Here is a 15,477-nt window from a genome sequence, read left to right as displayed (position 1 = left end):
CCTTTCCCGCTTGCGCCGCGCGCCGGTTTCAACCACCCTCCGCCGCAGCCCTCTAATGAAAGGAAATCACATGTACGAAGTCATCGGCACCCGCGCCAGCCGCGCTTTTCGTGTCCTCTGGATGCTTGAAGAAATCGGTCAGGATTACAAACACTTACCTGCTGCCCCACGGAGCCCCGAGGCGCTGGCCGCCAACCCCTTGGGCAAGGTTCCGGCGCTGCGGGCGGGGGATACCTGCCTGACAGATTCGACCGCCATCATGACCTATCTCGGCGATGTGCATTCGGCCCTCACCTATCCCGCCGGTACCATCGACCGCGCCCGTCAGGATGCGTTAACCCACCAGATCCTTGATGACATTGACGGCGTGCTCTGGGCCGCCGCACGTCATAGCTTTGTTCTGCCGGAAGAGCACCGCGTGCCTGCCATCAAAGAGCCGATGAAATGGGAATATGCCCGCAATCTGGCGCACCTTTCGGATGCTTTGCAGGGGCCATTCCTGATGGGGGAAAAGATGACCATTCCCGACATTCTGCTCACCCATTGCCTGCGTTGGGCGGAAGGGGCGAAATTTCCTGAACCGGATCAGAAACTCAAGGATTACAAGGCGATGATGGAGGCGCGCCCGGCGCTTCAACGGACCGTCGCGCTGCCCTGATAGCTTGCCGCCGCCCTGCCTGCCCACCGCCCGGTGGCCAGGCAGGCCGTGATCAGATAGCCGCCGGTGGGGGCTTCCCAATCCAGCATTTCACCAGCGGCAAACGTGCCGGGTCTGTCCCGCAGCATCAACCCCTCATCCAAAGCGTCGAATCGCAGGCCACCAGCAGTTGAAATCGCCTCGTCCAGCGGCCGTGCGCCCTGGTGACGCACGGGTAAGGCTTTGATCAAGGGGGTCAGATCTTCGGGCAGGGGGTGGGCAAATTCCATCAGCAGCGCCTGTTTGGCCGGATCAAGTTTCAGGGATTTTCTCAAGTAATTTGAAATGCTTAACTTTCCTTTTGGCCTGGAGAGTCGCGCCCGTACCTGGCCTTCGTTCAAATCTGGAGCCAAATCCAGAAACAGCGGGCTTCCCTCCCGCATCGCCTGTGATACCTCATACAGGCCACCACCCTCTAACCCTTTGTCAGATATAATGAATTCGCCGCGTGACCTAAGGTTTCCGGCCCGTAATTCGACACCTTTTACCGGGTTTCCGAAATGGCGTTTCATGTGGTCGGACCACTCTACCAGAAACCCCATATTGGCGGGTTTGAAGGGGCTAATATCTTTTTTCTTCAGATGCTTAGACCACACCCCGTCCGACCCCAGCCGCGCCCAGCTTGCGCCGCCACAGGCCAGTACCGTCACATCAGGTGTCAGGCGTTGCGGCCCATTCGGTGTTTCAAACAAGACTTCGTTACCGTCCCAACCGATCCACCGCCAGCGGGGTTTGATTTCAACACCAAGTTTATCAAGTTTTTTCAACCAGTTGCGCAGCAGAGGCGAGGCTTTCATGACCTTCGGAAACACCCGCCCGGTGCTGCCCGTGAACAGTTCCTGTCCCAAATTCTGCGCCCATTCCTGCACACTGTCCGGTCCAAATGCGTCCAACATGGGATGCAAAGCTGCGCTGGCATTCCCGTAAGCCTTTAAAAAAACTTTGAAATCTTCGGATTTAGTCAGGTTCAGTCCGGATTTTCCGGCCATCAGGAACTTGCGCCCGACCGAGGGTTTGGCCTCGGCCAAGATTACGCCATGCCCCGCCAGCGCCAATTCTTCGGCGGCCATCAAACCCGCAGGCCCTGCCCCGATGACCAGTGCATTTTTCATGATGTAGGGGGTAAACCTTTGTGATGTACAACCCGTTGTGGGAACGGAATCTCGATATCATGGGCCTTCAGCGCATTCCAGATTGCAAAAAGCACCTGCGGTGTGAACCGGTTCTTGCCGTCGTCTATGCCGTTAACCCAGAACTCTACCGCAAATTCCACCCCGCTGTCGCCAAAGGCGCGCAACTCGCAATCGGGCTTGTCAGGTTCATCCAGAACGAAAGGTAACTTACTGACCGCCTTTTCGATAATATCGGGAATAACATTGATATCAGTGTCATAAGAGACCGAAAAAGGCGCCTCGTACCGGTTGGCGCTGCCCTGATCGGAATAGTTGACGACGCGGGTGGTGATGAAATCCTCATTCGGTACCACAATCCAGCGACCATCAAAGGTTTCAAGTATCATCGCACGCGCGGTGGTTTTGACAATGGTTCCGGCCTCACCGTTGTCCAGTTCCACATAGTCGCCGACGGTGGCTTGCCCTTCAAGCAGCAGGATCACGCCTGAAATAAAGTTCGACGCGATCTTTTGCAGGCCAAAGCCCAATCCAACACCGATAGCGCCGCCCAGAACCGCAAGACTGGTCAGGTTGATGCCAAGGATATTCATCAGAATCAGAAAGGCCGCGCCGAAAATCGCGATCTCTGCGGCCTTTGCAGCCAGTTGCCGCGTCGCGGCGGGCATTTCGCGCTGCTGCTGGATGTAACTGGCAGACCGGTGGTTCGACCAACGGCCCAGCCAGAAAATGACTCCGCCCAGAAGAAAGGCTTTGATTAGCCACAGCAGATTGAACGACATGTTGCCAAGCGGGACGATGGTTTCTTCCAGTCTGGTGGTCACGAAGGCCAGCAATCCGACGGTATAAAGGGCGGCCAAAGGGATGAGGGCGTATTTGCCCAGTAGTTTCAGGAACGGATCCTTCAGGACTTTGGTCACCAGGATGCGCACAGCGAGGAACAGAAAAACCCGTTTGCCAAAGGCGATTACAGCGCCCGACCCGAAAAGCGACCGTGTTACGCTTTCGCCTGCACCGGTAAAGGCATAGGCCAGCAGCGGCAGTAGCAAGGGCACGAAAACCAGCAAAAAGCGGCGGACCGAGGCAAAGATATTATCTTGCCCGTCGGGCGGGGTGAGCATGCGGCGCAACAGTGGTTTTAACTGACGGCTCAGCAGAAGGGCCAGAAGGTAGGCGGCAACCAGTAGGGCAAATTGTGACCATGCGGCGGGGCTTAGCAGCCACACCTTGGCGACATCCCAGCCTTGCAGTGCGTAGTCGATTGCCTGCCGGACGATTTCAGGCTGTCCTTCCATCACGTACCTCATGTAAAATCACATATTACCGTTTTCCTCTTGCCCGTACCAAGCCAAAGGATCAAGTCATACCGTCGGATACGCCCATTTGCCCGCTGTGCGACCGTCCCATTCCGCCAGATGCCCGACAAAGCCTGCATCACCTTGTGCCAAAGCTGAAAGGGGGCAAGGGCGGACCAACTGTGTTGCTCCACCAAATTTGCCATAATGAGATTCACGCCAGCCTTACCGAGGCAGAGCTGGCCCGTGATTACGCCACGATTGAAGCCCTGCGCGTTCATCCCCGACTGGCAAAGTTTATCCGTTGGGTTGCCAGGCGCCCACCAGACTTTCATTCCAAAACCCCGGGCGGTCGGCGCAAGCGATGATTTACAGCAAGTCACCTGTAGGTGTTGTGTGGTAAAGTGAGCGCAGTACGGGAGAGAATAGCCATGGCCATCACTTATAGCGAGAACGATGAAACCAAAACTGTCGAATTCACCGTGTCGGGCCGTGTGACACGTGCTGATTATGATAAGGTTGTTGCACCGATGCAGGCATTTATTGACCGACATGGCAAAGTAAAAATGATCGAGATAATTGAAAGCTTCGATGGGTTCGAGCCATCGGTCCTGTGGCCGGGTATTAAGTTCGACTTTCAGAATATCCGCCATATCAGTCATGTAGCGGTTGTTTCTGATATCGGCTGGATCAGCCCGGTGTCAAAGGCGGCGGGTGCGTTTTTGTCGACAAAGTTGCGCACATTCGAAATGAGCGAGGTGGACCAGGCCCGCGCCTGGGTTGCGTCAGCCTGATGTTGTAGAACCGATACCGGCGCAATTCCGGCATCAGAGGTGACGGTTCAATTTGCCCTTGGTCAGGGTCTTAGCGGCAAAGCCTTTTGATACCTCGGGCAATGGAGGGATCTGCAGCCAGCGTGTCTGCCGCAATGTCCCGTACGGTTTGAATCAGATCATCAGGGTGAACCACACGATCGAACAGGCCCCAGTTCAGCGCCTCGTCGGTGCTGACCTTTTGCCCCGCCATCAGGATCAGCTTGGCGCGCGAGGGTCCGATCAGGGCGGCCAGACGCGGGGGGTCAGAGGGTTGCGGAAGAAAGCCCAGTTTCATCACCGGATAAAATGCCTTGGCTCCGGTCACCGCGATGCGCAGATCACAGGCCAGCACCATCCCCATGGCACCGCCTGCGACAGTGCCATTCAGGGCGGCGATGGTCAGACCGGGCAAGGCAGAGATGGCCGATGACAGTCGCTCCCAGACCGGGCTGGTGGCCAACCCGGCGCGGGCGGCGTCCAGATCGGCCCCGGCGCTGAATATCTTGCCCTGTCCCGTCAGAATCAGAACGCGCGTCGCCTGCGCGGCCTCGGCAATTTCGGCCAGTTCCGTCAGCATCGCCTCGGTCAGCGAGTTGGCCTTGTCGGGACGATTGATCGTAGCAATCCAAAGATCGCCATTTTTTTCAAGATTTATCATTTTAACCCAATGCGTTGGCGGATATTTTCATCGCGCAGCGAGATTTCCTGACCAATAAATTCATCTGCGTCATCGCTGCACATCCACAACAGCGCGCGGGCAGGCCAATCGGCCGGAATATGCTCTGACCAGTCCAGTTGGCTGACCGGGTTGATGCCACTGGCCTTGATCTCATGCTGCATATCCGTGGCAACGGTGCCGGGTGACAGGCCCATAACGCGCAGGCCATGGTCGCGGCCTTCCTTGTCGGCGCACATGGTCAGCATCGCGGCGCCAGCCTTGGAGGCGCAGTAATGGCTCCAGCCTTCCAGCGCGTGTTGTGCCGCACCTGAACTGATTGTGATGATCGTGCCGCCGCCAGCAGCCAGCATCACCGGCATGGCAGCGCGCATGCCGTGAAAGACGCCTTTCAGGTTGATATCAATGACATGCCCCCAGGCATCGGGATCGGCGTCTGAAAGATGTGAAATAGGTTCGATCACTCCCGCATTCCCGATCAGGATATCCAACCCGCCAAAGGTTTTTTGGCAGGCGTCTACAGCGGCTTGCACCTCCCAATAGCGGCTGACATCGCAGGGGATCGCAATGGCGCGTTCACCAAATTCGCCAGCCAGATCTGCCAGCGCATCCGCATTGCGGGCCACCAGTGCAACATTGGCCCCCGCTGCGGCAAAAATTCGGGCAGTTGCTGCGCCGATGCCCTTACTGGCGCCTGTTACAAGTACAGTCTTGCCTTCCAAAACCATGGTTTTGCCCCCTTTTGCTCATGTGCTAGTCGTAACTGCCCCTTAGCCGAGGGTCCAGCAACAACACCACTTGACGCTGCCTTGGCCAAGGCAGAAGTTATAACGGAATTTTACATAGGGAATGGCTTGGTATGGCAAATTTCAAACGCAAGATCGCTTCGATGGCGGCGCTTAGCATTTTCATGACGGGCTCGGCCGCAGTCGCCGAAGTTTCGCCGCAACAGGTCTGGGACGACTGGAAAAGCTACATGGCCGGATTTGGCTATGTTGTTGACGCCAATGAATCGACCTCCGGCGGGAAACTGACCGTCTCGGATATCGAGATGTCGATGCAGATCCCCGACCAGGATGGCAGCATTTCCATGAAGATGGGTCAGATGACCTTTTCTGACAATGGCGACGGCACTGTTGCCGTGTCGATACCGCAGATCATGCCGATGGTGATGTCGATTGATGCGCCCGATGGCGAAGACGTCGATATCGCAATGGAATATGCGTCGACTGGTTTTGCCATGAACGTTTCGGGCAGCCCCGACTCCATGACTTACAACTATTCGGCCGCTGAACTGGCCTTGCTGCTGAAGGAACTGGTTGTCGAAGGGGCGCCAGTTGATTTTGGCAAGGCAAGCATGTCGATGGCCAATGTAACCGGTACGGCGGCGTTGTCAGGCAGCGATCTTCGGACATACAGCCAGAGATTCTCAACCGGGGAGGTCGTTTATAGCGTAGATTTTACGGACCCCAAGGCGGGTGGCCGTTTTGTAGCCAACGGCACGTTCGCAAACATGGCGTTTGACGGGAAGGGCAGTTTTCCCGCGCAAATGGACCCCACCAATATGGCAGCAATGATGGCCGCTGGTTTCGGCGTTGATGGCGGGTTCAGCTATGAGAGTGGCGCCACCACCTTCAGCGTTGAAGAGGATGGCAAGACGGTTCAGGGCACCTCAAGCTCTGAGCACGGTGATCTGAAAGTGGCCATGGATGGTGACCGCTTGCAGTATTCAGGGTCAGCCCGGAATATGCAGATGCAGATGATGGGTGGTGAAATTCCCTTTCCCATTGAAATGGCGATGGCCGAATCGGCATTTAACCTGCTGATACCGGTGAGCAAAAGTGATAACGATCAGGATTTCGCCCTTGGTATCACTCTTGGCGATTTCACGATCTCTGACATGATTTGGGGAATATTTGATCCCATGGGCCAGCTTCCGCGCGACCCGGCGACGATTGCAATTGACCTGTCAGGTAAGGTGGAATTGTTTTTTGATCTGATGGATCCTGAACAGATGGCAAGCGTGGAAAACAGCGATGAAGCGCCGGGCGAACTGAAGGCGCTTGATCTGAACGCTCTGACGCTTCGGGCCGCCGGGGCTGAACTGACAGGCGGTGGAGGCTTCACCTTCGATAATAGTGACATGATGACCTTCCAAGGCATGCCTGCCCCCACAGGTGCGATTGATCTCAAACTGGAGGGCGGCAACGGCCTGCTTGATAAGCTAATTGCAATGGGCATCATGCCCGAGGATCAGGCTATGGGCATGCGCATGATGATGGGCCTCTTTGCCGTACCTGGGGATGGTGATGACACGCTGACTTCGAAAATCGAGGTTACCGGCGATGGCAAGGTTCTGGCCAACGGGCAGCGCCTCAGGTAAAGCGGCTTGAAATTTTGGTTCGGGGTCACAGGTACATCTTGTGACCCTTTTCTGTCATGCAGTTCTGAAAGGGTCCGGAATGAAGTCTAAGAAAAGGATTTCCCTCAATATGCCGAAAACCGCTTTCCTGCGTCCGACAGCAGCTTTTGCCGTCTTTCTTCTGGCCTCGCCCGCGCTGGCTGATCTGACAGTGGATGAGGCTTGGCAGACATGGCAAGCGCAGTTCCGCGCGATGGGGGTCGGATTTGAGGCCTCGGAAAGCCGCAAGGGCGATGCGCTGCAAATCGGTGATATAACCTTGTCGGTGACCTTGCCTGCCGGGGCGGGACAGGGGGCGGTTACCTTTTCCGGCCCGCGGTTCAAGCCCTTGGGCGACGGACGGGTGCAGGTCATTTTTCCCGATAGCGTGACAGCAACGATCAGTGGCGCAGTCCGCGAAGAACCAGACCAGGACCCCAGGACATTCCTTATCGAATTGCAGACCAGTAGCCAGAACCAGAGCGGAATCATGTCCGGCAGCCCTGAAAGAGTTGTCAGTGAATGGATTTCCCAGGGCGCCGAGGCCAGCCTGACCAAAGTGGTTCTGGACGGTGTTCCCGTCAAAGCCAACGGTACAATGTCTTTTGGTCCTTACACCTATAACAGTACCACCACGGACGGCGAAAACCTGACGATCGAGGCCAAGTCGAAGTTTTCCCACTATGGCATCGTCTATGACGTTGAATTCCCCGAAGGCGGGGTTCTTGAGAACAGCAACCATGCCGAGCAGGCCGAGACGACGCAGCGCATGGTTTTGCCAAAGGACGGTCTGGATTTTTTGACCCTGCACAACCAACTGCGCGAGGGGCTTGAGATCTATTTCGATGCGACGGCGGCGTCGGGGACGAGCACTCAAAACACCTATGACGGTGACAAACCGCTGACCAGGCAGAACATGACCGTGAATGATTATCGGGCGGAACTGGCACTTGATGCCGATGGGCTTGGCTATGACGCCTCGATCGGCCCGTTCACTCTTGATGTGCAGGCACCTGGTTTGTTTGTGCCGCTTAGTTTTGCGTCCCAGGGTGTGGCAGGGGCACTGAAGATGCCGGTCCTGGCGACAGAGGAAACAAAGGATGCCAGGTTTCTGATGTCCGTGCTTGATTTGGAAATGAATCAGGATGTCTGGGCGACGTTCGACCCCGAGGCGCAACTGCCGCGTGACCCGATGACAGTTACAATTGATCTGGCAGGCAAGCTGAAGGTGCTGACCGATCTGGTGGATTTTGCAGCCCTGTCTGAAACGGCTGGAAAAATTGCGCCTATCCAACCGGCGGCCCTTGAAATCAGAAAGGTTCTGCTAAGTGCCGTAGGTGCCAGCCTGACAGGTGACGGTGCCTTTACCTTTGATGCCAGCGATACCGAAAGCTTTGGTGGCATGCCCCGCCCGGAGGGCCGGGTTGAATTGGGGCTTACAGGTGCCAACACATTGCTGGATACGTTGGTTTCCATGGGGTTGCTGCCCGAGGATCAGGCGATGGGCGCCCGGATGATGATGGGCCTTTTCGCAACGCCCGGTCAAGGCGAGGACACGCTGAATTCGACCATCGAAGTCAACGAACAGGGCCATGTTCTGGCCAATGGCCAGCGGCTGAAATAGCACCGTTTGACCGCAAGGATGCTGGGCCGTCGGGGGATGCCCTGCGGCTTATTTATCTGGTCGCTCTTGCGCCTTCAGGGTCCAGAGTCTACCTCTGGCCCGCAACAGGAGACCGACCATGAGTCAAGCCCTTGATCAACTGACCGATGCCCTTTTGGCTGCCGCCCGCAAGGCCGGTGCCGATACGGCAGATGCGATCGCTCTGCGCGGCAGTTCGGTCACCATTGATGTGCGTTCCGGCACTTTGGAGCAGGCGGAACGGGCAGAAGGTGTGGATGTAGGGCTGCGGGTATTGCTGGGGCATCGGCAGGCCAATGTTTCTGCCTCCGACACGCGGCCTGAAACGCTGACGGCTTTGGCCGAACGCGCTGTTGCCATGGCCCGCGAAGCGCCCGAGGATCCCAATATCGGTCTGGCAGATCCCGATCAGCTGGCACGGAACTGGGACGTTGCGGCGCTGGAACTGGCAGACCCTTCTGATGAACCTTCACCCGATGTACTGCAGACCGATGCGCAAGAGGCCGAAGCCGCTGCACTGTCGGTCAAGGGGATCAGCCAGGTGCAATCCGCTACCGCTGCCTATAGCCACCGCGAGATTCACATCGCGGCCACCAACGGGTTTTCCGGCGGCTATGCCCGGACGGACCGGGGCCTTTCCTGTGTCGCCATTGCCGGGACCGGTACGGGGATGGAACGGGATTATGACGGCGACAGCCGCATCTTTCAGGCCGATCTGCGGGATCCGCGCGATATTGGTGCAACGGCAGCAAAGCGCACTATCGAACGACTGGGCGCGCGCAAACCGCCTACAGGTACTTATCCGGTGCTTTTTGATGAGCGCATTTCCGGTTCGTTGATCGGGCACTTGCTTGGCGCGGTAAATGGTTCTGCCATTGCGCGGGGGTCGTCATGGCTTTTGGGTAAGCTGGGAAGCCAGGTGTTACCCTCCCATTTGTCGCTTCTGGAAGACCCGCATCGCCCCCGTGTCAGCGGGTCGCGTCCGTTTGACGCCGAAGGCCTGCCAACCAGCCCCCGGGCCATTGTGGAAAACGGTATTCTCACCGGCTGGACACTGGACCTGGCCAATGCACGCAAGCTGGGCATGCACTCAACTGCAAACGCGGCGCGTGGTACGTCCTCTCCGCCCAGTCCGGCGACCTGGAACGTGGCGCTCACCCAAGGGGAGCAAAGCCGCGATGATCTGATCGCGCAGATGGGTACAGGGCTTTTGGTCACGTCGATGATCGGCTCGACTATCAACCCCAATACGGGTGATTATTCGCGCGGGGCAGCCGGGTTCTGGGTGGAAAACGGTCAGGTCGCCTATCCGGTCAATGAATGCACCATTGCCGGAAACCTGAATGAGATGCTGTTGCATATCATACCGGCCAATGACGCCCGTCTGCACCTGTCGCGTGTTGTGCCATCGCTTCTGGTCGAAAGATTGACGATTGCCGGGAACTGACCTTTCTCTGTTGATTGAGGCCGCGCTTGAATCCGGGCGGATCGCTACCGGTTTCGCCGGACAAACGGTGGATCGCTGGGAAAAATCCGGCGGCGCGGGCCCGGTAACCGAGGCGGATATCGCCGTGAACCGGATGCTGGCCAAAGAATTGCAGGCTGCACGCCCGGGCTATGGCTGGCTATCCGAGGAAACCGAAGATGACAGTACCCGTCTGGTGCGCGACAAGGTGTTTATCATTGATCCGATTGACGGCACGCGCAGCTTTATCGAAGGATCAAGCACCTGGGCCCATGCCCTTGCGGTTGCCGAGCAGGGCGTGGTGACGGCAGCAGTGATCTATCTCCCCCTGCGCGACAAGATGTATACCGCTGAGGTGGGGCAGGGCGCGCAGCTGAACGGTCAGCCGATCCACGTCTCGGAACGCGCAGAACTGACCGGTGCTTCGCTTCTGGCGGCCAAACCCAGTTATGCCCCCGAGAACTGGATTGGCGCGGTACCGGACGTTGCCCGGGCCTACCGCCCATCACTGGCCTATCGTCTTAGCCTTGTGGCCGAGGGGCGTTTTGATGCGATGCTGACCCTGCGCCGCACATGGGAATGGGATATCGCAGCCGGTGACCTGATCCTGCGAGAAGCAGGTGCTGCCATCTCGGACCGCGCGGCTCAGCCCTTGTTGTTCAACAACCCGACACCGCTACTGAATGGTGTTGTCGCGGCCAATCCGGTTCTTCACGGCAATATCTCGCAGGCCTTGCGTACCTGATTCCGCTTGCCGGGGTTTGAAATCCGGGTCTAATGCTGCAAATTCAGGCGCGAAGGCACTCCATGGCACGATCCGACAATCTGACTGGTGCGCTTTTGATGATGGCGTCGATGGCGGCATTTACGCTCAATGACACCTGCATGAAGGCACTGGCGGGGGAAATCCCGCTGTTTCAGCTGCTCTTTCTGCGTGGGGTGCTGACAACGATTTTCATTGGCATTGCTGCCTGGCGTATGGGGGTGTTGCGTGCCCGGATCTCGCGTCGCGACTGGGGCCTTATTGGCTTGCGCATGATAGCCGAGATCGGTGCCGCCTATTTCTTTTTGACCGCATTGTTCAATATGCCGCTCGCCAATGTCACCGCGATTTTGCAGGCGCTGCCGCTGACCATTACGCTGACGGCAGCACTGCTTTTTCGTGAATCAATAGGCTGGCGGCGGATGTCGGCCATCCTGATCGGTTTTGTCGGGGTGATGCTGATCGTGCGGCCGGGTGCCGAGGATTTTACAATCTATTCCTTCTACACACTGGCTGCGGTGGCCTGTGTCACCCTGCGTGATCTGTCGACACGGCGGTTATCGCGCGAGACGCCGTCGATGTTTGTCACTTTCATCACCTCCATTTCAATCATGGCCTTTTTCGGTCTGGCCGGTATCGGCGATGACTGGGCACCGATGGATACCCGCGCCCTGGTTCTGACCTTCGGGGCCGCGATCATGATAATCGGCGGGTATCTCTTTTCGATCATGGTAATGCGTGTTGGCGAGATCAGCTTTATTGCGCCTTTCCGCTACACCGGTTTGATCTGGGCGCTTGGCCTTGGGTGGCTGGTCTTTGGCGATTGGCCTGCAACAATCACGCTGATCGGGGCGAGCATTGTTGTCGGCAGCGGGCTGTTTATGCTTTATCGCGAAGCGAAGATCGGGCGAAAAACCCACCATTCGCACGTCCCGCGCCCGCGCTGAGCCGGCGCTTATTGCTCACTCCCTTATCAATGCGGTCGCACTTGTATTTGCGCCCGCTAAAGGCCAACTGGAAAATAGGCTTCATGGCGAATTTTTCGCCAGGAAATAATCTTTCAAAGCCGGAGGCCGTTGTCACGACCCCTGCAGTGCCATAAGGCTTGGCCAAGCGCGGGCCGGGCTGTTGACAACCCCCGCGACTCCCCCTATACGCGCCCCATCTCGGCCATGGGGGTCGCCCCGGGTGCCGATATCAAAACTACAGTGGTCAAGATCCGGGTACCTATATGCCCCGATCCTCTGGGAACCAGCCGCGTCGTTCACCTCGGAATGGGAACGATTGCGGTGTTTTCGCTTTGCGGACGCGCAGGGCGGTTGAGAATTAGCCGCACACTTGGGTGTGCAGACACATGTGTTGAGAGACGGGGAAGAACCGGAATGCCAACGATCCAGCAGCTGATCCGCAAACCGCGGCAGCCAAAAGTAAGAACGCAAAAGTCGCAGCACCTGCAAGGGTGCCCGCAGAAACGTGGCGTTTGCACGCGCGTCTACACCACGACGCCGAAGAAACCGAACTCGGCCATGCGGAAGGTTGCCAAGGTGCGCCTGACCAATGGTTTTGAGGTCATTTCCTACATCCCCGGCGAAAGCCACAACCTTCAGGAACACTCAGTGGTTCTGATCCGTGGCGGCCGTGTAAAAGACCTTCCCGGTGTGCGTTACCACATCCTGCGCGGTGTTCTGGATACCCAGGGCGTCAAGGATCGTAAACAACGCCGTTCGAAATACGGCGCCAAGCGTCCGAAGTAAGAGGAACTACAGATGTCACGTCGTCACGCCGCCGAAAAACGTGCAGTTCTGCCCGACGCCAAATTTGGCGATACAGTTCTGACGAAATTCATGAACAACCTGATGATCGATGGTAAGAAATCGGTCGCAGAAACCATCGTCTACAACGCGCTTGATCGCGTCGAAGACAAAATCAAACGCGCCCCGGTGGAAGTTTTCCACGAGGCGCTGGACAACATTCAGCCCTCCGTCGAAGTCCGGTCGCGCCGTGTTGGTGGCGCCACCTATCAGGTGCCGGTCGAGGTTCGCCCCGAGCGTCGTCAGGCATTGGCCATCCGCTGGCTGATCAAAGCCGCACGTTCGCGCAACGAAAACACCATGGAAGAGCGCCTGGCAGGTGAACTGCTTGATGCCGTAAACTCCCGTGGTTCCGCCGTTAAAAAGCGCGAAGACACTCACAAGATGGCCGAGGCGAACAAAGCCTTCAGCCATTACCGCTGGTAAAACTCTAGAGGCATCTTTCCCATGGCACGCGACTATCCGCTCCAACGCTACCGCAACTTCGGCATCATGGCCCATATCGATGCAGGTAAAACCACCTGCAGCGAACGGATCCTGTATTATACCGGCAAATCCCACAACATTGGTGAGGTGCACGATGGTGCGGCCACCATGGACTGGATGGAGCAGGAGCAGGAGCGCGGGATCACGATCACCTCGGCTGCGACGACAACGTTCTGGCAGCGCCAGGAAGAGCCTACACCCGAGGCGACATCCGATACCAAGTACCGGATGAACATCATCGACACGCCCGGCCACGTTGACTTCACAATCGAAGTTGAGCGTTCGCTGGCCGTGCTTGACGGTGCCGTTGCCGTTCTGGATGCCAACGCCGGTGTCGAGCCGCAGACTGAAACCGTCTGGCGTCAGGCTGACCGCTACAAGGTGCCGCGCATTGTGTTCGTCAACAAGATGGACAAGATCGGTGCCGATTTCTTCAATTGTGTGAAGATGATCAAAGACCGTACCGGTGCTATTCCCTGTCCGATCCAAATTCCGATCGGGGCCGAGACCGAGCTGGAAGGCATGGTTGATCTGATCACCATGGAAGAATGGGTCTGGGCCGGTGAAGACCTGGGAGCCACATGGGAAAAACGCCCGATCCGCGACAGCCTGAAAGATCTGGCTGACGAGTGGCGCGCCAACATGATCGAAGTTGCCGTCGAAATGGACGACGCTGCGATGGAGGCCTATCTGGAAGGCGAAGAGCCCGACGAGGAAACCCTGCGCAGCCTGATCCGCAAGGGTACTCTGGCGATTGCCTTCATTCCGGTTCTTTGTGGCTCGGCCTTCAAGAACAAAGGTGTTCAGCCGCTGCTGAACGCTGTGATCGACTTCCTGCCCAGCCCGCTGGACGTGGTCGATTACATGGGCTTTAGCCCCGATGACGAAACCGAGACCCGCAATATTCCGCGCCGTGCCGACGACAGCATGCCGTTCTCGGGTCTGGCGTTCAAAATCATGAACGACCCCTTCGTTGGTTCGCTTACATTCACACGCATCTACTCGGGCGTGTTGAAAAAGGGCGATACGCTGATGAACTCGACCAAAGGCAAGAAAGAGCGCATCGGTCGTATGATGATGATGCACTCGATCAACCGCGAAGAGATCGAAGAGGCGTTTGCCGGCGACATTATCGCTCTGGCCGGTCTTAAAGACACAACCACAGGTGACACCCTGTCGGATCCAAAAGAACTGGTGGTTCTGGAAACCATGACCTTCCCCGATCCGGTAATCGAGATCGCGGTCGAGCCGAAAACCAAGAACGACCAAGAGAAGATGTCGCAAGGTCTGGCCCGTCTGGCCGCCGAAGACCCGTCTTTCCGGGTTGAGACTGATCTGGAATCCGGTCAGACCATCATGAAGGGCATGGGTGAACTTCACCTCGACATTCTGGTGGATCGCCTGAAGCGTGAGTTCAAGGTCGAGGCCAACATCGGTGCGCCGCAGGTTGCCTACCGCGAGACCATCGGTCACGAGGTCGAGCATACCTATACCCACAAGAAACAGTCGGGTGGTTCGGGTCAGTTCGCCGAGGTGAAGATGATCATCTCGCCGACCGAGCCGGGCGAAGGTTACTCGTTCGAGTCGCGCATTGTTGGTGGTTCGGTACCCAAGGAATATGTTCCGGGTGTTGAAAAAGGCATCAACTCGGTGATGGACAGCGGCCCGCTGGCCGGCTTCCCGGTTATCGATTTCAAGGTCGCCCTGATTGACGGTAAATTCCACGATGTGGACTCGTCGGTCATGGCATTTGAAATCGCTGCCCGTATGTGCATGCGTGAAGGTCTTAAAAAGGCCGGTGCAAAACTGCTGGAACCGATCATGAAAGTCGAAGTTGTAACACCGGAAGAATATACCGGTGGCATCATCGGCGACCTGACCTCGCGTCGGGGGCAGGTATCGGGCCAGGAGCCGCGCGGCAACGCTATTGCGATCGCATGTAACGTTCCGCTGGCCAACATGTTCGGCTACATCAACACGCTGCGCTCGATGTCTTCGGGCCGTGCCCAATTCACCATGCAGTTCTCGCATTATGAACCGGTACCGCACAACATCTCCGAAGAGATTCAGGCGAAATACGCATAATTGCGGTGGGCCAGTGGCCCACCCTACCAACCCCGTAGGGTGCGTGACGTCACGCACCGCACACGAAAAAGCAAGGAGGCCACCATGGCTAAGGAAAAGTTTGACCGCTCGAAACCGCACGTAAACATTGGCACGATTGGTCACGTTGACCACGGCAAGACGACGCTGACGGCTGCGATTACGAAGTATTTCGGTGATTTCAAGGCGTATG

Annotated in this window: 16 protein-coding genes; 12 read left to right on the top strand and 4 right to left on the bottom strand. The window is 57.2% G+C overall.

Annotated features, from left to right (window positions below; genetic code table 11):
* Positions 1–70: 70 nt before the first annotated feature.
* The gene (locus PEL8287_RS19090; RefSeq protein ID WP_085894042.1) at positions 71–658 is read left to right on the top strand and encodes a glutathione S-transferase family protein; all 588 of its coding nucleotides are present in this window, start codon (positions 71–73) and stop codon (positions 656–658) included.
* Here PEL8287_RS19090 and PEL8287_RS19085 read toward each other — a convergent pair.
* Together PEL8287_RS19085 and PEL8287_RS19080 are read right to left on the bottom strand one after the other, a co-directional pair.
* The gene (locus PEL8287_RS19085) at positions 634–1,809 is read right to left on the bottom strand and encodes a TIGR03862 family flavoprotein (RefSeq protein ID WP_085894041.1); all 1,176 of its coding nucleotides are present in this window, start codon (positions 1,807–1,809) and stop codon (positions 634–636) included. The two genes, PEL8287_RS19090 and PEL8287_RS19085, sit on opposite strands and share 25 nt — an antisense overlap.
* Complete coding sequence (locus tag PEL8287_RS19080; RefSeq protein WP_085894040.1) at positions 1,806–3,122, bottom strand: mechanosensitive ion channel family protein; 1,317 nt, start codon at positions 3,120–3,122, stop codon at positions 1,806–1,808. The genes PEL8287_RS19085 and PEL8287_RS19080 overlap by 4 nt, the downstream gene beginning before the upstream one ends.
* 68 nt (positions 3,123–3,190) lie before the next feature.
* Here PEL8287_RS19080 and PEL8287_RS20375 point away from each other — a divergent pair, with 68 nt between their 5' ends.
* Both PEL8287_RS20375 and PEL8287_RS19070 read left to right on the top strand, forming a co-directional pair.
* On the top strand, positions 3,191–3,490 hold the full coding sequence (locus PEL8287_RS20375; protein ID WP_085894056.1) for an HNH endonuclease family protein: 300 nt from the start codon (positions 3,191–3,193) through the stop codon (positions 3,488–3,490).
* A gap of 63 nt (positions 3,491–3,553) precedes the next feature.
* On the top strand, positions 3,554–3,916 hold the full coding sequence (locus PEL8287_RS19070) for a SpoIIAA family protein (RefSeq protein ID WP_085894039.1): 363 nt from the start codon (positions 3,554–3,556) through the stop codon (positions 3,914–3,916).
* Positions 3,917–3,986: 70 nt separating this feature from the next.
* Here the strand turns inward: PEL8287_RS19070 and PEL8287_RS19065 are convergent, their stop codons facing one another.
* Together PEL8287_RS19065 and PEL8287_RS19060 are read right to left on the bottom strand one after the other, a co-directional pair.
* Complete coding sequence (locus tag PEL8287_RS19065; RefSeq protein WP_085894038.1) at positions 3,987–4,595, bottom strand: enoyl-CoA hydratase/isomerase family protein; 609 nt, start codon at positions 4,593–4,595, stop codon at positions 3,987–3,989.
* Positions 4,592–5,341 (bottom strand): SDR family oxidoreductase, encoded by a 750-nt coding sequence (locus tag PEL8287_RS19060; RefSeq protein ID WP_085894037.1) that lies wholly within the window; start codon positions 5,339–5,341, stop codon positions 4,592–4,594. Before PEL8287_RS19060 ends, PEL8287_RS19065 begins: the two co-directional genes overlap by 4 nt.
* A gap of 131 nt (positions 5,342–5,472) precedes the next feature.
* Between PEL8287_RS19060 and PEL8287_RS19055 the strand changes: the two genes are divergently transcribed.
* The 9 genes from PEL8287_RS19055 to PEL8287_RS19015 all read left to right on the top strand — a co-directional run.
* On the top strand, positions 5,473–6,996 hold the full coding sequence (locus PEL8287_RS19055; protein WP_085894036.1) for a hypothetical protein: 1,524 nt from the start codon (positions 5,473–5,475) through the stop codon (positions 6,994–6,996).
* A gap of 79 nt (positions 6,997–7,075) precedes the next feature.
* Positions 7,076–8,638 (top strand): DUF2125 domain-containing protein, encoded by a 1,563-nt coding sequence (locus tag PEL8287_RS19050; protein ID WP_139837872.1) that lies wholly within the window; start codon positions 7,076–7,078, stop codon positions 8,636–8,638.
* A 118-nt stretch (positions 8,639–8,756) separates the two neighbouring features.
* Positions 8,757–10,103 (top strand): TldD/PmbA family protein, encoded by a 1,347-nt coding sequence (locus tag PEL8287_RS19045; RefSeq protein WP_085894034.1) that lies wholly within the window; start codon positions 8,757–8,759, stop codon positions 10,101–10,103.
* A complete protein-coding gene (locus PEL8287_RS19040) occupies positions 10,090–10,866 on the top strand; it encodes a 3'(2'),5'-bisphosphate nucleotidase CysQ (RefSeq protein ID WP_085894033.1) in 777 nt (258 codons plus the stop codon). The genes PEL8287_RS19045 and PEL8287_RS19040 overlap by 14 nt, the downstream gene beginning before the upstream one ends.
* Positions 10,867–10,928: 62 nt before the next feature.
* Positions 10,929–11,831 (top strand): DMT family transporter, encoded by a 903-nt coding sequence (locus PEL8287_RS19035; RefSeq protein ID WP_085894055.1) that lies wholly within the window; start codon positions 10,929–10,931, stop codon positions 11,829–11,831.
* A gap of 435 nt (positions 11,832–12,266) precedes the next feature.
* Positions 12,267–12,638 carry a 30S ribosomal protein S12 gene (gene rpsL, locus PEL8287_RS19030; protein ID WP_085800764.1) on the top strand — a complete coding sequence of 124 codons (372 nt, stop codon included), beginning with the start codon at positions 12,267–12,269 and terminating at the stop codon, positions 12,636–12,638.
* A 12-nt stretch (positions 12,639–12,650) separates the two neighbouring features.
* Positions 12,651–13,121: a 30S ribosomal protein S7 gene (gene rpsG, locus PEL8287_RS19025; protein ID WP_085894032.1), complete on the top strand. Its 471-nt coding sequence runs from the start codon at positions 12,651–12,653 to the stop codon at positions 13,119–13,121.
* A 21-nt stretch (positions 13,122–13,142) separates the two neighbouring features.
* Complete coding sequence (gene fusA, locus PEL8287_RS19020; protein ID WP_085894031.1) at positions 13,143–15,266, top strand: elongation factor G; 2,124 nt, start codon at positions 13,143–13,145, stop codon at positions 15,264–15,266.
* Positions 15,267–15,350: 84 nt separating this feature from the next.
* Positions 15,351–15,477, top strand: a 127-nt coding sequence (locus PEL8287_RS19015) for a GTP-binding protein (protein ID WP_229861849.1), incomplete at its 3' end; no start/stop codon positions are given.

It is taken from the genome of Roseovarius litorisediminis (assembly GCF_900172295.1).
GTDB classification, from domain to species: Bacteria; Pseudomonadota; Alphaproteobacteria; order Rhodobacterales; family Rhodobacteraceae; genus Roseovarius; species Roseovarius litorisediminis.
The sequence above is the reverse complement of the archived record's forward strand: the minus strand, read 5'-3'. Positions and strand labels throughout refer to the sequence as shown.

Coding starts and splice junctions, on each gene's coding strand:
- fusA (WP_085894031.1), top strand. CDS start 13,143: ATGGCACGCGACTATCCGCTCCAACGCTACCGCAACTTCGGCATCATG.
- rpsG (WP_085894032.1), top strand. CDS start 12,651: ATGTCACGTCGTCACGCCGCCGAAAAACGTGCAGTTCTGCCCGACGCC.
- PEL8287_RS19050 (WP_139837872.1), top strand. CDS start 7,076: ATGAAGTCTAAGAAAAGGATTTCCCTCAATATGCCGAAAACCGCTTTC.
- PEL8287_RS19070 (WP_085894039.1), top strand. CDS start 3,554: ATGGCCATCACTTATAGCGAGAACGATGAAACCAAAACTGTCGAATTC.
- PEL8287_RS19085 (WP_085894041.1), bottom strand. CDS start 1,809: ATGAAAAATGCACTGGTCATCGGGGCAGGGCCTGCGGGTTTGATGGCC.
- PEL8287_RS19060 (WP_085894037.1), bottom strand. CDS start 5,341: ATGGTTTTGGAAGGCAAGACTGTACTTGTAACAGGCGCCAGTAAGGGC.
- PEL8287_RS19080 (WP_085894040.1), bottom strand. CDS start 3,122: ATGGAAGGACAGCCTGAAATCGTCCGGCAGGCAATCGACTACGCACTG.
- PEL8287_RS19045 (WP_085894034.1), top strand. CDS start 8,757: ATGAGTCAAGCCCTTGATCAACTGACCGATGCCCTTTTGGCTGCCGCC.
- PEL8287_RS19035 (WP_085894055.1), top strand. CDS start 10,929: ATGGCACGATCCGACAATCTGACTGGTGCGCTTTTGATGATGGCGTCG.
- PEL8287_RS19055 (WP_085894036.1), top strand. CDS start 5,473: ATGGCAAATTTCAAACGCAAGATCGCTTCGATGGCGGCGCTTAGCATT.
- PEL8287_RS19065 (WP_085894038.1), bottom strand. CDS start 4,595: ATGATAAATCTTGAAAAAAATGGCGATCTTTGGATTGCTACGATCAAT.
- PEL8287_RS19090 (WP_085894042.1), top strand. CDS start 71: ATGTACGAAGTCATCGGCACCCGCGCCAGCCGCGCTTTTCGTGTCCTC.
- rpsL (WP_085800764.1), top strand. CDS start 12,267: ATGCCAACGATCCAGCAGCTGATCCGCAAACCGCGGCAGCCAAAAGTA.